The sequence below is a fragment of the Leptolyngbya sp. BC1307 genome (genome assembly GCF_002286735.1).
In the GTDB taxonomy this organism is placed as follows: Bacteria; Cyanobacteriota; Cyanobacteriia; order Phormidesmidales; family Phormidesmidaceae; genus Phormidesmis.
Genome location: NZ_NRTA01000066.1, coordinates 1 through 16471 on the forward strand (window position 1 = coordinate 1; position 16471 = coordinate 16471).

At 52.8% G+C, this 16471-nt stretch carries 13 protein-coding genes and 1 pseudogene; 7 read left to right on the forward strand and 7 right to left on the reverse strand.

Annotation, left to right across the window (positions count from 1 at the left end):
* Nucleotides 1–288: 288 nt before the first annotated feature.
* Both CKL79_RS20260 and CKL79_RS20265 read left to right on the forward strand, forming a co-directional pair.
* Nucleotides 289–1314 carry a tetraprenyl-beta-curcumene synthase family protein gene (locus CKL79_RS20260; protein WP_346427072.1) on the forward strand — a complete coding sequence of 342 codons (1026 nt, stop codon included), beginning with the start codon at nucleotides 289–291 and terminating at the stop codon, nucleotides 1312–1314.
* A gap of 55 nt (nucleotides 1315–1369) precedes the next feature.
* The gene (locus CKL79_RS20265) at nucleotides 1370–2497 is read left to right on the forward strand and encodes an NAD(P)/FAD-dependent oxidoreductase (protein ID WP_121971370.1); all 1128 of its coding nucleotides are present in this window, start codon (nucleotides 1370–1372) and stop codon (nucleotides 2495–2497) included.
* A gap of 232 nt (nucleotides 2498–2729) precedes the next feature.
* Here CKL79_RS20265 and CKL79_RS23570 read toward each other — a convergent pair whose 3' ends face one another.
* The 3 genes from CKL79_RS23570 to mnmG all read right to left on the reverse strand — a co-directional run bounded on the left by CKL79_RS23570 (nucleotide 2730) and on the right by mnmG (nucleotide 5498).
* A complete protein-coding gene (locus CKL79_RS23570) occupies nucleotides 2730–3020 on the reverse strand; it encodes a hypothetical protein (RefSeq protein ID WP_205879162.1) in 291 nt (96 codons plus the stop codon).
* Between the two features lie 91 nt (nucleotides 3021–3111).
* Nucleotides 3112–3411, reverse strand: a complete 300-nt coding sequence (locus CKL79_RS23575; RefSeq protein WP_205879163.1) for a hypothetical protein — start codon at nucleotides 3409–3411, stop codon at nucleotides 3112–3114.
* 143 nt (nucleotides 3412–3554) lie between these two features.
* The gene (mnmG, locus tag CKL79_RS20275; RefSeq protein WP_121971371.1) at nucleotides 3555–5498 is read right to left on the reverse strand and encodes a tRNA uridine-5-carboxymethylaminomethyl(34) synthesis enzyme MnmG; all 1944 of its coding nucleotides are present in this window, start codon (nucleotides 5496–5498) and stop codon (nucleotides 3555–3557) included.
* A 204-nt stretch (nucleotides 5499–5702) separates the two neighbouring features.
* Here mnmG and CKL79_RS20280 point away from each other — a divergent pair, with 204 nt between their 5' ends.
* The 3 genes and pseudogenes from CKL79_RS20280 to CKL79_RS24005 all read left to right on the forward strand — a co-directional run.
* Nucleotides 5703–6476, forward strand: coding sequence for an HAD family hydrolase (locus CKL79_RS20280; RefSeq protein ID WP_121971372.1), 774 nt, complete (start codon nucleotides 5703–5705; stop codon nucleotides 6474–6476).
* Nucleotides 6477–6482: 6 nt separating this feature from the next.
* Nucleotides 6483–7670: a DNA double-strand break repair nuclease NurA gene (locus tag CKL79_RS20285; protein WP_121971373.1), complete on the forward strand. Its 1188-nt coding sequence runs from the start codon at nucleotides 6483–6485 to the stop codon at nucleotides 7668–7670.
* A gap of 135 nt (nucleotides 7671–7805) precedes the next feature.
* Nucleotides 7806–7880: pseudogene (locus tag CKL79_RS24005) on the forward strand (XisI protein); the annotation flags it as partial.
* Between the two features lie 4 nt (nucleotides 7881–7884).
* Here CKL79_RS24005 and CKL79_RS20295 read toward each other — a convergent pair.
* On the reverse strand, nucleotides 7885–9057 hold the full coding sequence (locus CKL79_RS20295; protein WP_121971374.1) for a glycosyltransferase: 1173 nt from the start codon (nucleotides 9055–9057) through the stop codon (nucleotides 7885–7887).
* Nucleotides 9058–9119: 62 nt separating this feature from the next.
* On the opposite strand from CKL79_RS20295, the gene shc reads away from it, so the two are divergent.
* Entirely contained in the window at nucleotides 9120–11099 is a 1980-nt protein-coding gene (gene shc, locus CKL79_RS20300) for a squalene--hopene cyclase (protein WP_121971375.1), read from the forward strand.
* Here the strand turns inward: shc and CKL79_RS20305 are convergent.
* From CKL79_RS20305 to CKL79_RS20315, 3 genes are all read right to left on the reverse strand, one after another.
* Nucleotides 11076–12365: a methylglyoxal synthase gene (locus CKL79_RS20305; protein WP_121971378.1), complete on the reverse strand. Its 1290-nt coding sequence runs from the start codon at nucleotides 12363–12365 to the stop codon at nucleotides 11076–11078. The two genes, shc and CKL79_RS20305, sit on opposite strands and share 24 nt — an antisense overlap.
* A gap of 92 nt (nucleotides 12366–12457) precedes the next feature.
* Nucleotides 12458–13717 (reverse strand): FAD-dependent hydroxylase, encoded by a 1260-nt coding sequence (locus CKL79_RS20310; RefSeq protein ID WP_121971376.1) that lies wholly within the window; start codon nucleotides 13715–13717, stop codon nucleotides 12458–12460.
* Nucleotides 13718–13804: 87 nt separating this feature from the next.
* Nucleotides 13805–14572, reverse strand: a complete 768-nt coding sequence (locus CKL79_RS20315) for a YebC/PmpR family DNA-binding transcriptional regulator (RefSeq protein ID WP_121971379.1) — start codon at nucleotides 14570–14572, stop codon at nucleotides 13805–13807.
* Between the two features lie 198 nt (nucleotides 14573–14770).
* Here CKL79_RS20315 and CKL79_RS20320 point away from each other — a divergent pair, with 198 nt between their 5' ends.
* On the forward strand, nucleotides 14771–16390 hold the full coding sequence (locus tag CKL79_RS20320; RefSeq protein ID WP_121971377.1) for an NACHT domain-containing protein: 1620 nt from the start codon (nucleotides 14771–14773) through the stop codon (nucleotides 16388–16390).
* The last annotated feature ends 81 nt before the right edge of the window (nucleotides 16391–16471 follow it).

Sequence of the window (16471 nt, forward strand, 5' to 3'; positions counted from 1 at the left end):
CCTTGAGGAAGCGCTTTGGCGATCGCACTTCCTGATAGCGATAGATCTGCCTCAGCTTACCGATTTTTCAATGCTTCTGGAGTTCGCCAACAGTGTCCTATACATAGGCGGAGATGAAGCAACACTGAAGAATGAGTTGACTCGGCATGGTAAAGGACGCAAATCAGCATTTGTGGAGAGGTCGAGTCCTCCGTCTGTTCCTAACCTAGTATGGCTGCTCTTACTCATGATTGAACTACTTTGAAACTTACCCTCCCTGTCAATATTCCGGTTTCTCCTTGGGCGCTTCTGTCAGAGACGCACTTTAAGGTGATCCCATCCGTTCGCGGTTACCTAAATGACTGGAAGTTGCAGGCAAGTCAAATTCCAAATCCAGAACTGCGGAGACAAGCGATCGCCAGCATTGAAGCTAAACAGTTTCATTGTGAAGGGGGCGCAATTTACGGACTACTGGCGAAAAGAGACTGGCGAAAAGCAATTCGCTTTATTGTGGCTTATCAAACCATTAGTGACTATTTAGATAATTTGTGCGATCGCAGTAGCTCGCTAGATCCTGAGGATTTTCGGGCACTCCACGAATCTATTTTTCAGGCTTTAACGCCAGGTGCAGAATTGTCTAACTATTACCGATTCCGTGAGGATCAAGATGATGGCGGCTATCTTGAAAGTCTAGTTAGAACGTGTCAGAGAGTTTTAGCTAACGTTCCAAACTACTCAAAAATTGCTCCAACGCTGCACGAACTGGCAAACTATTACTGTGATTTGCAAGTTCACAAGCATGTCAAGGTTGAAGAGCGGATTCCTCGCTTAAAAGCTTGGTCTGCTTTATATCAGGATAAATTTTCTGACCTAAGTTGGTATGAGTTTTCTGCGTGCGCGGGGTCAACTTTGGGGATTTTTTGTCTGGTTGCTTACTCATTTACTCAGGAATTTTCTGAAACTCTCGCAGCCCAAATTAAAAATAGTTACTTTCCTTGGGTTCAAGGACTGCATATCTTGCTCGATTATTTGATTGACCAAGAAGAAGACCGGATCAATGGCGACTTAAATTTCTGCTTTTATTACCCAAGCGTAGATGAAATGACCGAGCGATTTCAGCATTTCATCAGAAGCGCCACTAAAAGCGTTTCTCAGCTGCCCGATGCGCGGTTTCATCAGCTCATTAATCAGGCACTGTTAGGCGTTTATCTTTCAGACAAAAAGGTAAAGAGACAACAAAATGTTCAGGATGTTGCAAAGCGGTTGATTCGATCGGGTGGTAATCCTGCTGCTTTCTTTCTTCAAAATCGATTGGTTGCCTCTCATTTGGTGTAAAGAAACAATCTTCGACTTCTACTCAAACTAAATTATTAGAAAGGAAACCTTGACTATGGCTACTATTGCGGTGATGGGTGCAGGACCAGCAGGATGTTCGGCAGGATATCACCTCGCCAAAAGTGGGCATCAAGTCACCTTAATCGATAAAAATCGTTTTCCTAGAGATAAAGTATGTGGAGATGGGATTAGTCTTGAATCTATTCAAGCTTTATCCACGATGGGAATTTATCCCCAGGATCTGAAGAAACTAATCGCTGACTATGCACCCATTCATCAGTTTTTTCTAGGAGTTTCAAATCAAATTTCTCATAGTGAAGCGACAAGTTTAGAAGCCTACTGCATTCCCAGATTTGTCTTTGATCAATTACTCTACGAGAAAGCGATTGATGCAGGATGTGTTCCTCTCACTCAAACGATTAGCAAAAAGGATGAACACCTTCAGAGTTTATCTAAAGAGTTTGATTATCTGATTGATGCCCGTGGTGTTTCTGCGGGAGAGGTGACTGCGATCGCAATTCGCTCTTACTGGAGTTTTGATCGTCAAGACTTATCCGAAGTAGACCTAACAGAAGCCCAAATTCATTTCGATCATCACTTAGGGGTGAATGGATATGGTTGGATCTTTCCAGTTGCAATCCAGGGAGAAGTCATCAAATTTAACGTGGGGGTCGTAGTCTGGCTGGATGAATACCAAAAAATCAATACCAATGTAATTCAGTTGTTTAAGGAATTTATTCAAAGTAACAAACAAACGGCGCACCTATTGAGTAAAGTCCTTCGCCAGGAAACCCCTAAAGTGTATCCTTTAGCGACGGCTCAAAAAGGGAATCAAGTTGCAGATGGAAACGTTCTTAAGATTGGAGACGCAGCTAATCTGACCGATCCTTTGACGGGTGAAGGTATTGCAAATGCAGTTCTCAGTGGGCTTTATGCTGCACAAGCTATTAACATGAGCCGTTCTCCAGAAGTGGCAGCAGAGAATTGGCAATATCTTTATGAAGCTCGCTTTGAAGCAGATTTGCGTGCGGGTCTACGAATCAGAGCGTTTAGAAAATTCTCATTTATGAACACGCTGCTAATTCGGTTAATGAAACATAATCCGCGAGTTGCCGCGCAGGTGAGTCATGCTGTTGCAGGATTAGTGCCCTATCACGAAGTTCTATCTTCTCTAAGATATTAAAGCCCACAGCCACGGCATTTATAGTTCTGATTACCGTGGTGGCACTGGTTCCGTCAAACGGGATAGTGTAACCCGTTAATACGCATAGCATAGAGGATAATAGTAAGGACTTGAGTGTTGTGCTCTCACCAGAGAAAAAAGCCCTAAATTGCTGACCTCATGGGTTCGTCCCTGGGGCTGCGATTGTGAAACGGTCTGAACGTTGCCATTCGCGGCATTGAAGGCAATCCAGTCATAGAGGGTCGGATGCGACTCCGGCAGACATACGAATATAGTTGAAGCTCTCCGCTAAAGCCGCCTCGCACATCGGCTGACGACTGAAGAGGTCATCGCCGAGCAAGGTCACGGCCTGCTGCTCGAATATCGCTGGCGCTGAGCCTATCCACCGTTTCGCGGCAGCTTGTTCACAGTCCTGCTTGCTGTGACCGTCTTGAGGGGTGATAAAGGCAGGGGGCAGCGAGACCACAGCCGCTTGGCCCGGTGCGACTATCACCGGCAATAACGCTTTATGAGAATAGGTCACTTGTCCATTGCGATGGGTGCGCGTCGAACAACAAGGGCAACTTACCTTCCCAGAGCTGTAGTATTCGGTGCCGTCCAGCGCCACCAGCAAGTTATTGTCTAGCCGCTTGGGCCGCTAGCTGGTCAAGGATGTTACGAATCTGCTCTACGCTCGGTATCTGCGCTAGCCCAAACAAGCTCTGGGCATTGTCCCGACCGCTGCGGCTGTTTAACTGGCGCTGATACTCTAGAAACGATTCGCTCTGCATAAAAAAGGCCGAAAATGCCCCCAGCACTGCATCCCTGACGCTGTAGCTAGTCGCATTGCTGGGTTGTCGCGGGTCGCCCATCTCGTCAATCGCGCTGCTCAAGCTGCCTAACAGGCTATCGAAACTGAGGCTAGCGGGGGGCATCGGCTGTGTCCTAGCGGATTGGGGACTGCTGTGAACTTTACTCCATTTCTCGCTGAACGGCTGATACGTTTCTTAGCAAGTACTGTCCGTTAGTTGGAATTTGGAATTGCTGCTACGTCAGGGCGTGGCCTTTTCTAAGAAACTCAATTAGCCAGCAGCTGGTTGAATTTCTTAGAAGACGCTTTGCGATTCTCCTGCGGAGACGCTTTGCGATCGCGCACTTCCAAAAACACCAGCAGCGCATTTACATCCGCCGGATTCACCCCGCCAATCCGCGTTGCCTGCCCTACCGTCATCGGCTTAACTTTGTTCAGCTTTTCACGAGACTCCATAGAAAGTGTCTCTATCGTCATGTAGTCAAGATCTTGCGGCAGCGGTCGATTAGTCTGACGAGAGACTGAGTCAATCTGATTTTGCTGACGCTGAATGTAGCCCGAGTACTTGATGTCTATTTCAGCGCCCTCCTTCTCAGCGCGGATCAGGTCAGGATTACCCAGTCCGTAAGATTCGAGGTGCTCGTAGTGAAACTTAGGGCGGCGAATGAGATCCGCGAGCGTGACCGACCCTTTAATGCGCTGCTGAGTATCGGCGTAGATTTGTTGACCGACTGTGTCGTGTTCTTTGACCCGGTCTGTATGCAGTCTCTCTTTTTCGGCGGCAATATTAGCCTGCTTTTGGGTGTAGATCTGCCAGCGGCGATCGCCAATCAACCCAATCTCTCTTCCCAAAGGCGTCAGCCGCTGATCGGCATTATCTGAGCGCAATATAAGGCGATACTCCGAGCGCGAAGTCAGCACCCGGTAAGGCTCACGCAAATCTTTAGTACAGAGATCGTCAATCAGCGTACCCAGATAGCTGCCTTCGCGCGGGAAGACTATCATCTCTTGACCTTTCACCAAGCGGGCAGCGTTGATACCGGCTACCAACCCCTGACCCGCCGCTTCTTCGTAGCCAGTGGTGCCGTTAATTTGCCCAGCGCAAAACAGCCCCTCCACGGGTTTAGTCATCAAGGTGGGAAAGCACTGAGTCGCTGGAATATAGTCATAGTCCACCGCGTAAGCCGGACGCAGCATCACGCAGTTTTCTAAACCGGGAAGCGTTTTCAGCATTGCGCCTTGCAGAGATTCGGGTAGCCCGGTCGAAAAGCCTTGAATATATAGCTCAGGAAAGTCTCGACCCTCAGGCTCAATGAAAATTTGGTGACTCTCTTTATCAGCAAACCGAACAATTTTATCTTCTATGCAGGGGCAGTAGCGCGGGCCTTTGGCCTCTACCCAGCCGCCGTAGACCGGAGATAAATGGAGATTGTCGCGTACTAGCTTGTGAGTTGCGGCAGTTGTACGAGTCATGTGGCAGGGGATTTGTTCGCGCTCTTGCCACGCCTCAGGGTCAAAGCTAAACCAGCGAACGTCTGCGTCGCCGGGCTGCTCCTCTAGCTGGCTGTAGTCTACCGAGCGCTTGTCTACCCGCGCAGGTGTGCCGGTTTTGAGCCGCCCGGTTTCAAAGCCCAGTCGGTTCAGCGTTTCACTCATGCCAATGGCAGCAGGTTCACCCGCCCGCCCTGCTGAGAGAGACTTTTTTCCGACCCAAATGGTGCCGTTTAGAAAAGTGCCTGTTGTCAGGATGATCGCTTTGCAGCCAAACGTCATGCCAAAGTGAGTTTCCAGGCCGATAATTTCGCCGTTGTTACCCAGTACCAGATCGGTCGCCATGCCTTCGCGCAGCACCAGATTTTCCTGATTTTCGACGACCGATTTCATCACGGCGGCGTATTCGCGCTTATCGGTTTGAGCCCGCAGCGCCCAGACTGCCGGGCCTCTAGAGCTGTTGAGAATGCGCTTTTGCAAGTAAGTGCGGTCGGCGATTTTGCCGATTTCACCGCCCAGGGCATCTACTTCGTGGGCGAGCTGAGACTTAGCCGGGCCACCGACTGCCGGGTTGCAGGGCTGCCAGGCGATGCGGTCTAAGTTCATCGTCAGCAGCAGGGTATGACAGCCTAGCCGCGCTGACGCCAGGGCTGCTTCACAACCGGCGTGACCGGCACCGACCACAATTACATCAAACTCGTCTGAAAAAGAGACGCTCATACCTCACCGGGCTCTGTACTGGTTCTTATTCTAGCGATTGATAGGCGCAGACTCTGCTTTAAGGCGCGATCGCTTGATCTTAGTCGCGGGCTTAATTTGCTAATTAGCCGCTGAGCGTAAATAATTTCTTAACTAACAGGAGGTAAACCGGTAGTGCCGTGAATGGCGGTACGCTTTACCTAACCTTTAGCTACAGGCAGCGCTATGGCCTCTCCTCAACTCATCGCCTTTGATTTTGATGGGGTCATCTGTGACGGCCTGATTGAATACTTTCAAACGGCCTGGAAAGCTTACTGTCAGCTGTTTGAACCGGATAGCCATCAGCTGCCTGAGGGGCTGGCCGAAAAGTTTTATCCGCTGCGCCCGGTAGTTGAGACGGGGTGGGAAATGCCGGTCTTAGTACAGGCTCTGGTCCAGGGCGCTAGCGAGACGCAAATCTTGGCGGAGTGGCCGCAGATGGCGCTGCCTTATTTGACGGCGGCGGGGCTGACGAAGGCGCAGTCAGTGCAGGCTTTAGACGGGGTGCGCGATGCTTGGATTGAACGTGATTTGGCTGGCTGGTTAGCGCTGCATCGCTTTTATCCGGGGCTGATTGACCGGCTGTGTGAATTGCTGGCGGGGGGGCCGCCTATCTATATCGTCAGCACTAAAGAAGGTCGGTTTATCTCGGCGCTGCTGGAGCAGAGCGGGCTGAATTATCCAAGCGATCGCATCATTGGCAAAGAAGCCAAACGCCCCAAATACGAAACGCTCCGTTTGCTGAAGGCTGAGCACTCAGTGACGCATATCTGGTTTATTGAAGATCGTCTGCCTGCCTTAAACGATGTCAAAGCGCAAGCCGATCTGACTGACGTACAGCTTTTCTTGGCTGACTGGGGCTACAACTTAGCGCCTGATAGAGCTGCTGCCAACAAAGATCCGCGAATTCAGCTACTATCGTTGCAGCAAGTAGTACAAGGGTTCGACAAGTGGCGCTAGTCAGTCATGCTTGATCTCACTAAGCTCGCTCGCCAGATGCAGGGCATTAGCGATCATCTTACTCAAGAGGCTGACGCTGCTCGCCGTCGGGTAGAGATTGCGCAGCTATTGATGAGTCAGGCCACAGACAGACAGCAGACGCTGGTAGATCAGCTGGTAGAAGGGCGCGATCGCCTGCTCTTTGCCGCTGCCGAACCCATTGAACCGCTGGATACAAGAATTGTTTTAAACACCGCACCAGCCGCCCACAGCGTCATCTCTTCAGATGGGTCGCAAATTTCACCAAGCCACCACGAGATCGCCTACTGCTATTTGCTAAATATTAGCCGCGTCATCATTCACTATGGTCAGAGCCGCTACCCCACGCTCGACAGCCTGCCCGAAGTCATCTACCGCCCCGAAGATCTCTACGCCTCGCGGCAGTGGGGCATTCGTACTGAAGAGTGGATGGGCTACAAGCGCACGGCAGCAGAAGCCGTCATGCTGGGTGAATTGGGGATTGAGACCGCCGCCAGCCAAGATGCCGATGTGCCTGCCCTGGCGATGACTGATGGTTCGCTGATCTATTGGTTTTTAGAGCAAATTCCGGTGGCGGCACGCGATGAGATACTGCTGCCCGTTTTGGAGTCTTGGGAGCGGCTGCGCCAGGCTAGAGTGCCGGTGATGGGCTATATCAGCGCTTCTCGCAGTGGCGAAGCTTTAAATTTTTTACGGCTGCAAGCCTGCCCTTTTGATACGCCAGACTGTATGAGTCACTGCGAGCATCAGCGCAATCAGATGCCCTGCCAAACCTTCTCGCCGCTGCGAGATGTCACCCTCTGGTCAACCGCTCTATCGCCGGGAGAACGTGGGCCGCTGTGGAAGAGTTCAGCGGATATTTTGAGCTGCTATGGCGACCATGCGGTGTATTTTTGCTATGTGCATGTGGGCGCAGAGGTGGCGCGGGTGGAGTTTCCCGCCTGGGTAGTGAAAGATGCCGAACTGCTCGATACGGCCCTGAGCTTAATGCTGGCTCAGGTGCAAAAAGGGTTTGGCTATCCGGTGGCGCTAGCTGAGGCGCATAATCAGGCGGTGGTGAGAGGCGGCGATCGCACCCGGTTCTTCACTCTCCTAGAGCAGCAAATGATCCGCGCTGGCCTCAAGAATGTGGGCACCTCGTTTAAGGAAGCGCGGAAGCGAGGGAGCATTGCTTGAGCGAAGGGTTAGGCGTCACCGCTCTAGAAGAATCTGTCAGATCTGGGTATCCAAATTGGCTTAAACTAGGATCAAGGCAACCTCCCCTATCCTGCTTTGGTAGTCCTAATTGCTAAAGAATGAGTAGAAAGAGGAGTCTCCAAACCCGATATCGTCATAGGTTTTCAGTCTCCCTTCAAACGCCAATTTACAGAGTGCGCTGTAGGTTAATCGTCTAAAGGTTACCATCGCTGTATATTCGTCCCTTCCAGGCACCGCCCTGACCGATCCAATGGCGATAGGCCGAATCTAGAGTCATTAGACTATACAGCAGGGCAATCAGCGGTAGCGCCAGGGCGAGCAGAGGAGAACCGTCGTATAGTTTTAGCGTTGGCCAATAGGCCCGAGCCATCAGCAGCCAGGCCACTAACCCGACGAGCGCGATCATAGGCTTTCCCAAAGCTAACCCTGCGATGAAACCTAACGGTGGCACCCAGTAGACCAGCGCCATACCCAGTACCGTGCCGACCAGCAGCCAGGGAGAATAGTTGAGCTGCGTGTAGGCGCTGCGAGTCACCATCTGCCAGATGCTCTGCAGGTTTGGATAGGGGCGCAGACTGCGAGTCTTTTCGCTCAGCCCCAGCCAGATCGGGCCACCGGCTTTAACAGCCGCACCCAGAGCGCAGTCGTCAATCAAAGCCTGCCTGATGGGCTGCAGGCCATTAATTCTCTCCAGGGCACTAAAGCGAATTAGAGCGCAGCCGCCCGCTGCTGCTGCTGTCTTTTTGTTGAAGTTGTTTACCCACGGAAAGGGGTAGAGCATTTGAAAGAAGAAGACAAAAGCAGGGATAAGCAGCTTCTCCCAAAAGCTCTGAGCGCGTAGCTGCACCATGAGAGAAACCAGGTCTAACTTCTCTGTTTCTGCCTTTGCGACGAGCTGTTGCATACTGGCTGAATGGTGCTCAATATCGGCATCGGTGAAAAGAACATAGTCTGGCCGCAACCGTTGCTGAAGATGGCGAAACCCTTGTTCCATTGCCCATAATTTGCCTGTCCAGCCAGCGGGCAATGGCTTCCCAGGAAGAATGGTGAGACTGTCGGAATTCTTTAAGCCCTGAGCTGTTTGAGCGGCAATTTTGGCGGTGTCATCTGTGCTCTGATCGTCTACCAATACGACGGAAAGATCGCCTGGGTAAGACTGGGTGAGATGCGATCGCACCGCCTTACCAATCAGCTCAGCCTCATTCCGAGCGGGAATCACAACGGCAACCGATGGCCAATCCTCTGGCGAATAGTTTCCTAGCGCATCAAGCCGTTGGTCAGCTCGCCAGAACTGCCCCCAAAACAGCAGCAGTCCTATCCAAACCACAGCAGCAACAACGGTTAGCGCCAATAAAACATTTTCCATTTTGCTGTCAGAGAATTTATATTATGCTATCTCAATAACGCACCCTTCGGCCTCTAAACGACATGCAGACCCAAGACCCCCAGCAGCCAGCCCTGCCGCAGACCACAGACCTGAAACAGGCGATCGCCGCTGCCCAAGACTACCTGCTTTCAATTCAAGAAAAAGAAGGCTACTGGTGGGCCGAGCTAGAGTCAAACGTGAGCATCACCGCTGAAGTTGTTTTGCTGCACAAACTTTGGGGGAGTGAGCCGGGCAGACCTCTAGCCAAAGTAGAAAAATATCTGAGATCTCACCAGAGAGCGCACGGCGGTTGGGAACTTGCTTGGGGCGATGGTGGCGAGCTGAGCACCTCTGTAGAAGCCTATATGGGGCTGCGGCTGCTGGGCGTTCCGGCGAGCGATCCGGCTCTGGTCAAGGCAAGAGCGTTCATCTTGCGGCGCGGTGGCATTAGCAAAACCCGCATTTTTACCAAGTTTCACCTCGCTCTGATTGGCTGCTACCGCTGGCAGGGCTTGCCTTCTTTGCCCGCCTGGGTGATGCAGCTAGAGCCGCCCTTTCCGGTGAATATCTACGAGCTGTCTAGCTGGGCGAGAGGCAGCACTGTGCCGCTGCTGGTGGTGTTTGACAAAAAGCCGGTTTACGCTGTGGAGCCGGGCTTTCACCTGAATGAGCTTTACGCTGAAGGAATTGAAAACGTGCGTTGGGAGCTGCCCGCTCGCGGCGACTGGAGCGATGCTTTCCTCTGGCTAGACAAAGCCTTTAAGCTAGCAGAATCTCTTGACGCTGTTCCTTTTCGAGCGGAGAGTCTTCAGCGTGCCGAAAAGTGGATTGTAGAGCGGCAGGAGGCGACGGGTGACTGGGGCGGCATTATCCCGGCTATGCTGAATTCTCTGCTGGCACTGCGTGCGCTCGACTATGACGTGAATGATCCGGTGGTGCAGCGCGGCTTGCAGGCCGTCGATAATTTTGCGGTAGAAACCGCAGAGACCTATTGGGTGCAGCCCTGCATTTCGCCCGTGTGGGATACGGCTTTGGTGATGCGATCGCTCACCGACTCCGGCCTTTCCTCTGACCATCCAGCTCTGGTAAAAGCGGGTGAATGGCTACTGAACAAACAGATTCTCAGCTACGGCGACTGGGCCATCAAAAATCCTCAGGGGGAGCCGGGGGGCTGGGCCTTTGAGTTTGAAAATCGCTTTTACCCGGATGTAGACGATACGGCTGTAGTGGCGATGGCGCTGCAGGCGGTGACGCTGCCCGATGACGCTGGTAAACGGCGGGCGATCGCTCGGGCCGTGCGCTGGATTGCCACCATGCAATGCAGCACTGGCGGCTGGGCAGCGTTTGACATCAACAACGATCAGGACTGGCTCAACGACATTCCCTACGGCGATCTCAGAGCGATGATTGACCCGAGCACTGCCGATATCACCGCCCGCGTTTTAGAAATGCACAGTCGATTGACTGACGATGCTGCTCTGACGAACAGCTATGCCACAGCGCTAACACCGCTTAGACTCTCACGCGGCCTGGACTATCTCCTTCAAGAGCAGGAGGCCGACGGCAGTTGGTTTGGCCGCTGGGGCGTGAACTACATCTACGGCACCAGCGGAGCGCTTTCGGCGCTGGCAATGATTGCCCCAGACCGCTGTCAACTGCAGATTGAGCGCGGTCTGGCCTGGCTGGTGAGCTGTCAAAACACCGATGGCGGCTGGGGAGAGACCTGTCAGAGCTATCAGGATGCTAGCCTCAAGGGCCAGGGGCCGAGCACCGCCTCTCAGACGGCCTGGGCGCTGATTGGCTTACTCGACGCTGCTTTTTGCCTGAGCCCTGCTGCTAAGACCGCTGTGCAAAAAGGCGTTGCCTATCTGCTGAGCACTCAGCGCAAAGGCACCTGGGAAGAAGACGCCTTCACCGGCACTGGTTTCCCGCAACACTTTTATCTGCGCTACCGGCTTTACTGCCACTATTTTCCGCTGACGGCGCTGGGCCGATATCAACAGTCTCTGCTGTCCCATTCAAACGGAAACTATCGGCGATAGCACTGTCAGCCCCTGCGGAATACACTCAAACTCCACAGGCGTAGTGCCAATAATTTCGCCATCGACAACAACTTTTTGAGGTGGGTGAGTTGTGACTTTGATAGCGGGTGCCCGCAGGCTGAGGATGTCTTCGTTTTGGGTGGGTCGTTTGACCAAGGCAGCGGCAAAGAGTTCGGCGATCGCCCCTACTCCCTGAAACCGGGCGGCAATGCCCTGCGCTTCTCCAGAGCTAAGACCAATGGTGACATCGAGCAGGCCGTCATCGCTGATCACTTCGCCAAAGCCCTGAGCCATTACAGAGGTTGGCGGCGCGGCGTTGGCGACCGTAATGGCGCTGCACTCGAACTTGCTCACCTGGCCATCGATCTCGATTTCGGCTTCAAAGATTTGCTGATCGGCAATTTGCTGCACCCCCGCGATAATATAGGCCAACATACCCAGGCGATTTTTCATCTCCCGGCTGGCGCGCTCGACGGTTTCAGCTTCAAAGCCGATGCCCGCTAGCAGCACCATTGGCGCACCGTTACAGTAGGCGACATCCACCTGTTTGGTCGCGCCAGCCAGAATGGTTTCACAGGCGGCTCTGAGGTTGGTCGGCAGGCCCAACGCCACTGAAAAGGCATTGGCAGTGCCCCGGGGAATAATCCCTAGCGGCACATCGGTTTGCATGACGGCTTCGGCCACAGCAGAGACGGTGCCATCGCCGCCAGAGGCGATGATGAGGTCGGTGCCAGCGGAGATCGCCTCATGTGCCTGCTGCCCCGGGCTAACGTCTGCTTCTGTGAAAACCACCTGTACTTGAATCTGGGGCTCTAAGATCTGGCGAATCAGCTTGAGATCCTGATTGGGGTTGCCCTGACCAGAAATAGGGTTAAAAATCAGGTGGGCGATCCGGCTTTTGGCCAGCGAGAGGATGACGGCGCGGGCGGTGGCGAGATTGGTCGCTAATGGGACATTATGCAGCTGGCAAACGCGCAGCATCGTCGTGACATCGGTGGTGGCGTGGTTAGAGTAGAGCGAGTCGGTCAGGAAAATGACGGCTGCAATCTGGTTTTCGGCGACTCGGGCCGCAATTTGAATGTCGCCGCCCATCGCGCCTGGCAAAAGCGACTCTACTGAGAGGTCGGTGCTTTGAGCCAGGCGATCGCCCGTTGCCCCGGTGGCAATCAGCTGATAGCGAGAGAGCAGCGCCGCATATTCTTTGACGAATTTAACCAGAGCAGCTTTTTGACTATCGTGAGCGGTGAGGGCCAGCATGGTAGGCATAGATCGATCCGGAGGAATGGGGGGAGTGGGGGGAATGCCAGGAAGCTGCACGGGAGCCACCTCAATATTGACTTGACTACTTTAGTGTCTTTCTACTTTGCCTTAGCCGGTAGCTTACCAAAGAAACCCGTCATGAGCTGTAATATCAGGCGTTTTAGCGGCCCGACGCTGTCTAGCACCCAAATCCCGGCCCGGCGGGCGATCACTAAGGGCCAAAACCGGTTAGAAAAAGATCGATTGAGAAAATCTGTCAGGCTAAGAGTGAACCAGTTTTCGGTTCTGCGCCAGCGCTCATAGCGTTTGAGCACTTTCAGACTGCTCGGATTCTCTCCTTTTTGGGCGGCTTGCTGAATCACTTCGGAGAGGGCGATCGCATCGCGAATACCCATGTTCAAGCCCTGCCCGCCCACCGGGTGACAGCAGTGAGCCGCATCACCAATCAGGGCCATGCCAGGGCGCACATATTCGCGGCTATGCATCAGCTGCACCGGAAACATCATCGGCTCGTTGACCAGCGTCAGGTCACCCATTTCATCGCCGTAGCGGGCCTGCAATTCTGCTAAAAACTGTTCTCTCGGCAGGGCGAGCATGGCTTTGGCTTCGTCGTGGGGCGCAGTCCAAACGATCTGGCAGCGGTTGTTTGGCAGGGGCAGAATGGCAAAGGGGCCGCTGGGCCAAAATCTCTCGTAGGCAGTGCTGCGGTGAGATTTTTCAGGCGCTAGCACGGCAGTAATGCAAGACTGCCAGTACTGCCAGCCAAAGGTTTTGATGCCAGCTTGAGCCCGCACCCGGGAGCGGGAGCCGTCGGCCCCGATCAGTAGTGAGGTGTGAAAGGTGTAGCGATCGCCCCTAAAATCGACCGTCAGTTGGGTTGAGGCTCCGTCAACCGCCGAGCCCGCTGGCTCAGAACCTAGCACGCGACTCTCGCACCAGTAGTCAATATTGTCTGCCGCCCGCACTGCCGACTGTAGGGCGCTCATCAGCACGCTATGCTCAGCCGAGTAGTAAACCGCGTCACTACGCCCGTCTTCAGGCCGAAAGGTAATCGCCTTGGGATAGTCCGCATCGGAGAGCTTCACCCGCTGAAAATGCGTAAGCTGCGGGCCGACGGTTTCCCAGAGACCTAGTCCCTGCAAAATGCTGGCCGAAACTGGCGAGAAAGCGTAGGCTCGCTGTCTCCCCGCTGCTTGCTGTGCCGTTTGTGCTTCAATGACTGCCACTTGCAAGTCAGAACCGCGCAGACCGCAGGCACAAGTGAGCCCAACGATGCCACCGCCGACGATGACCACGTCGTAGGTTTTAGTCAGATTGACGGATGGCCGAACTGTCGGGCTAGGAAGGTCAACGGGCATAGGAGGGGGCTGATAAATCTGGGATTCACATACCTTTACATTGTCGCGTGCAAATTCAAATCTATCAACTCAGTGGGCTCGGAGATGCTAGGTCAGTTGCGCGATCGCACTTTCTGTCAGGTCAAAGTTGGCCGTGACCGACTGCACATCGTCTGACTCTTCTAGAGCGTCCATCATCTTGATCAAAGCGCCTGCCAGGTCAGGATCTTCTACCTTAACGGTGTTAGCCGGAATCCAGCGCAGATCGACTTCGCGGATGTCGTAATCTTTTTTCTTGAGGGCACTGCTGACGCTTTCTAAATCTGCAACATCGCAAAAGACTTCTGCGCCGGGAGTGTCTTCGTCGATTTCTTCTAGCAGTTCGTAAGAGTCTGCCCCTGCTTCTAGGGCGTTTTCTAGCAAGCGCTCTTCTTCAATTTCACCCGCGATCGCAATCACCCCTTTCTGGTCAAACATCCAGCCGACGCAGCCGGTTTCACCGAGGTTGCCGCCATTTTTGTTAAAGGCAGAGCGCAGGTCAGCAGCGGCCCGGTTGCGATTGTCTGTGAGTGCCTCTATGAGTACAGCCACCCCCCCAGGGCCATAGCCCTCATAGCGAATGGATTCAAAGTCGCCTTCGCCTTCTAGCTGACCGCAGCCTTTGGCGATCGCCCGGTCAATATTCTCACTCGGGAAGCTTGCCGCCTTGGCCTTATCTATCGCCGTGCGCAGCTGAAAGTTGCCATCGGGGTCGCCGCCGCCCTGCTTAGCGGCCACAATAATCTCGCGGGAGAGCTTAGCAAACACCTTGCCTCTTACCACATCGACCCGAGCCTTTTGCCGCTTAATATTTGCCCATTTACTGTGTCCTGCCATCGGCGCTGCAATTTGCTCACTCACTTCAACCAGCATAATAGCGATTTTTCTGGCTGATCATGCGTTGTGACGCTGCTGCTGACATCAGGTAACCGTTAGCAGGCTGTTCTAATTTTTGACTCAAAGACTTTGTAAAGGCTAGAAAATTGCGAAAGTCACTGGTTTATAGTGGGCTAGAGGTTTGTAGGGTCTGATTGAATGCTGATAGCTGTGAAAGTAGGTGCGATCGCGCTGGCCGCTCTTTTAGCCAATTACCTGCTCAATCAGCTTTCTACTCTGCGCGATTTTCCGGGCAAGACCTGGCTGCTGGTAAGGCTGATTGCTTATTTGGTAGCGATCGCGGTTGCGCATGAGATGGTGGGGATGGAGGGTGTGAGCGATCGCATCCAAGATATTTGCCGCTATGTGGGGGTAGCTGCTGGCGTAGCTGTTTTGTATGAGGGGTTTGCGCTGTGGCAGCATTCGCGACGGTTACCTGTCGAAGCGGACGACGGTTTAGCCTCTGCCGAACTGCTCAGGCGCTTGCATAGCGATGTTCGGTTGCGAGTGAAGGATCGGCTGGAGTATGCCGTGGGGGAGAAGGCTATCGATGTGTCCTGGGAGTCACAGAATAGTGCTGTGGAGAGAGCCGACGCGCAGCAGGCAGAAGCGACCCTCACATGGAATCGACTGCTGAAGTTTTTCTCAGGCGGTAAAAGTGAGGTAGATATTGGCGAGAATATTCTCAAAGCTTTCAACCATGAAAATATCGCTAGAAAGCTGCTGATTTTAGGAGAGCCAGGATCGGGTAAAACGACGACTTTGCTCAAGCTGGCCGAGGCTTTGACAGCTCAGTTTGAGACGACGCATCAGGTGCCTTACATTTTTGAGCTATCGGCTTGGCGGAAGGACGAAGATATTCTCGATTGGCTGAAGGGGCAGCTCAAGTTTGATCACGGCATTGACCCGAAAGTGAGTCACCAGTGGATTAAGCACAATCAGCTATTGCCGCTTTTAGACGGGCTAGATGAGCTAGGGCTGGAGCAGCAAAAGAAATGTGTGGAAAAGATAAATGACTTTGCTACGTTCACAGGGCAGCAGGTGGTGGTGTGCTGTCGCTCTGCTGAATATGCCGAAGGGCAGGTGAAGCTAGATAAGCTAAACGGGGCGCTGTGCTTGCAGCCGCTGACGCCGAGGCAAATTGAGCGGTATTTGCTCAGCTTGAAGCGGGTAGATATTTGGAATGAGTTGAATAGCCAACCGGAGCTAGCTTTATTACTAAAGCGGGCAGAGCACGCTCAAGAGAATGGAGAAGCTGAGACGCCGTTTTTACAGATTCCACTGTTTTTGCAGATGTTGTTGGTGGCGTATCGAGGCGAACGGCCAATTACGAACAAGGCCGATTTGTTTGAGGCGTATGTAGCTCGTCAGCTAAGGCTAAAGACTCGCCAGCAGCATAGGCTATGGGCAAAAAGTCAAAAGGAAGAGCCAGAGTGGGCCTATCGGGAGGTCGAGAAAGAGCCAGAAGCAGAACAAACTAAGCGATATCTTACTTGGCTAGCTAAGCAGCTAAACGATAATGACATTCCCAACAACTTTTTGATAGAACAGATTCAACCAAGCTGGCTAGGAACAAAACCTCTTATTATCCTGTATCGAAGTCTTACTATGCTGACAACTATTTCGATAGTTTTCCTCATGTTATTCTGCTTTTTCTTGATCAACCTTTACCTTATTATTGGGTTTAGTGAGGCAATGGTTTTTAGTACCACTTTCAGCCTCATAAGCGGGTTGGTAGCTAGCTTTATCGCTGACAAGCGTAATAGACCTCCTGCATAATAGATTTCATGGTAGCCTGATAGGCTTTGGTTCACTGTTGCCCGCATAGGCCGATGAACTACGAAAACACCCAAACCCTCA

What these genes read in the sequence shown, in the direction of transcription:
- CKL79_RS23575 (WP_205879163.1), bottom strand. Translation starts at nt 3,411, where the DNA reads ATGCCCCCCGCTAGCCTCAGTTTCGATAGCCTGTTAGGCAGCTTGAGC.
- shc (WP_121971375.1), top strand. Translation starts at nt 9,120, where the DNA reads ATGCAGACCCAAGACCCCCAGCAGCCAGCCCTGCCGCAGACCACAGAC.
- CKL79_RS20305 (WP_121971378.1), bottom strand. Translation starts at nt 12,365, where the DNA reads ATGCCTACCATGCTGGCCCTCACCGCTCACGATAGTCAAAAAGCTGCT.
- CKL79_RS20280 (WP_121971372.1), top strand. Translation starts at nt 5,703, where the DNA reads ATGGCCTCTCCTCAACTCATCGCCTTTGATTTTGATGGGGTCATCTGT.
- CKL79_RS20265 (WP_121971370.1), top strand. Translation starts at nt 1,370, where the DNA reads ATGGCTACTATTGCGGTGATGGGTGCAGGACCAGCAGGATGTTCGGCA.
- CKL79_RS20315 (WP_121971379.1), bottom strand. Translation starts at nt 14,572, where the DNA reads ATGGCAGGACACAGTAAATGGGCAAATATTAAGCGGCAAAAGGCTCGG.
- CKL79_RS20320 (WP_121971377.1), top strand. Translation starts at nt 14,771, where the DNA reads ATGCTGATAGCTGTGAAAGTAGGTGCGATCGCGCTGGCCGCTCTTTTA.
- CKL79_RS20310 (WP_121971376.1), bottom strand. Translation starts at nt 13,717, where the DNA reads ATGCCCGTTGACCTTCCTAGCCCGACAGTTCGGCCATCCGTCAATCTG.
- CKL79_RS20295 (WP_121971374.1), bottom strand. Translation starts at nt 9,057, where the DNA reads ATGGAAAATGTTTTATTGGCGCTAACCGTTGTTGCTGCTGTGGTTTGG.
- CKL79_RS20285 (WP_121971373.1), top strand. Translation starts at nt 6,483, where the DNA reads ATGCTTGATCTCACTAAGCTCGCTCGCCAGATGCAGGGCATTAGCGAT.
- mnmG (WP_121971371.1), bottom strand. Translation starts at nt 5,498, where the DNA reads ATGAGCGTCTCTTTTTCAGACGAGTTTGATGTAATTGTGGTCGGTGCC.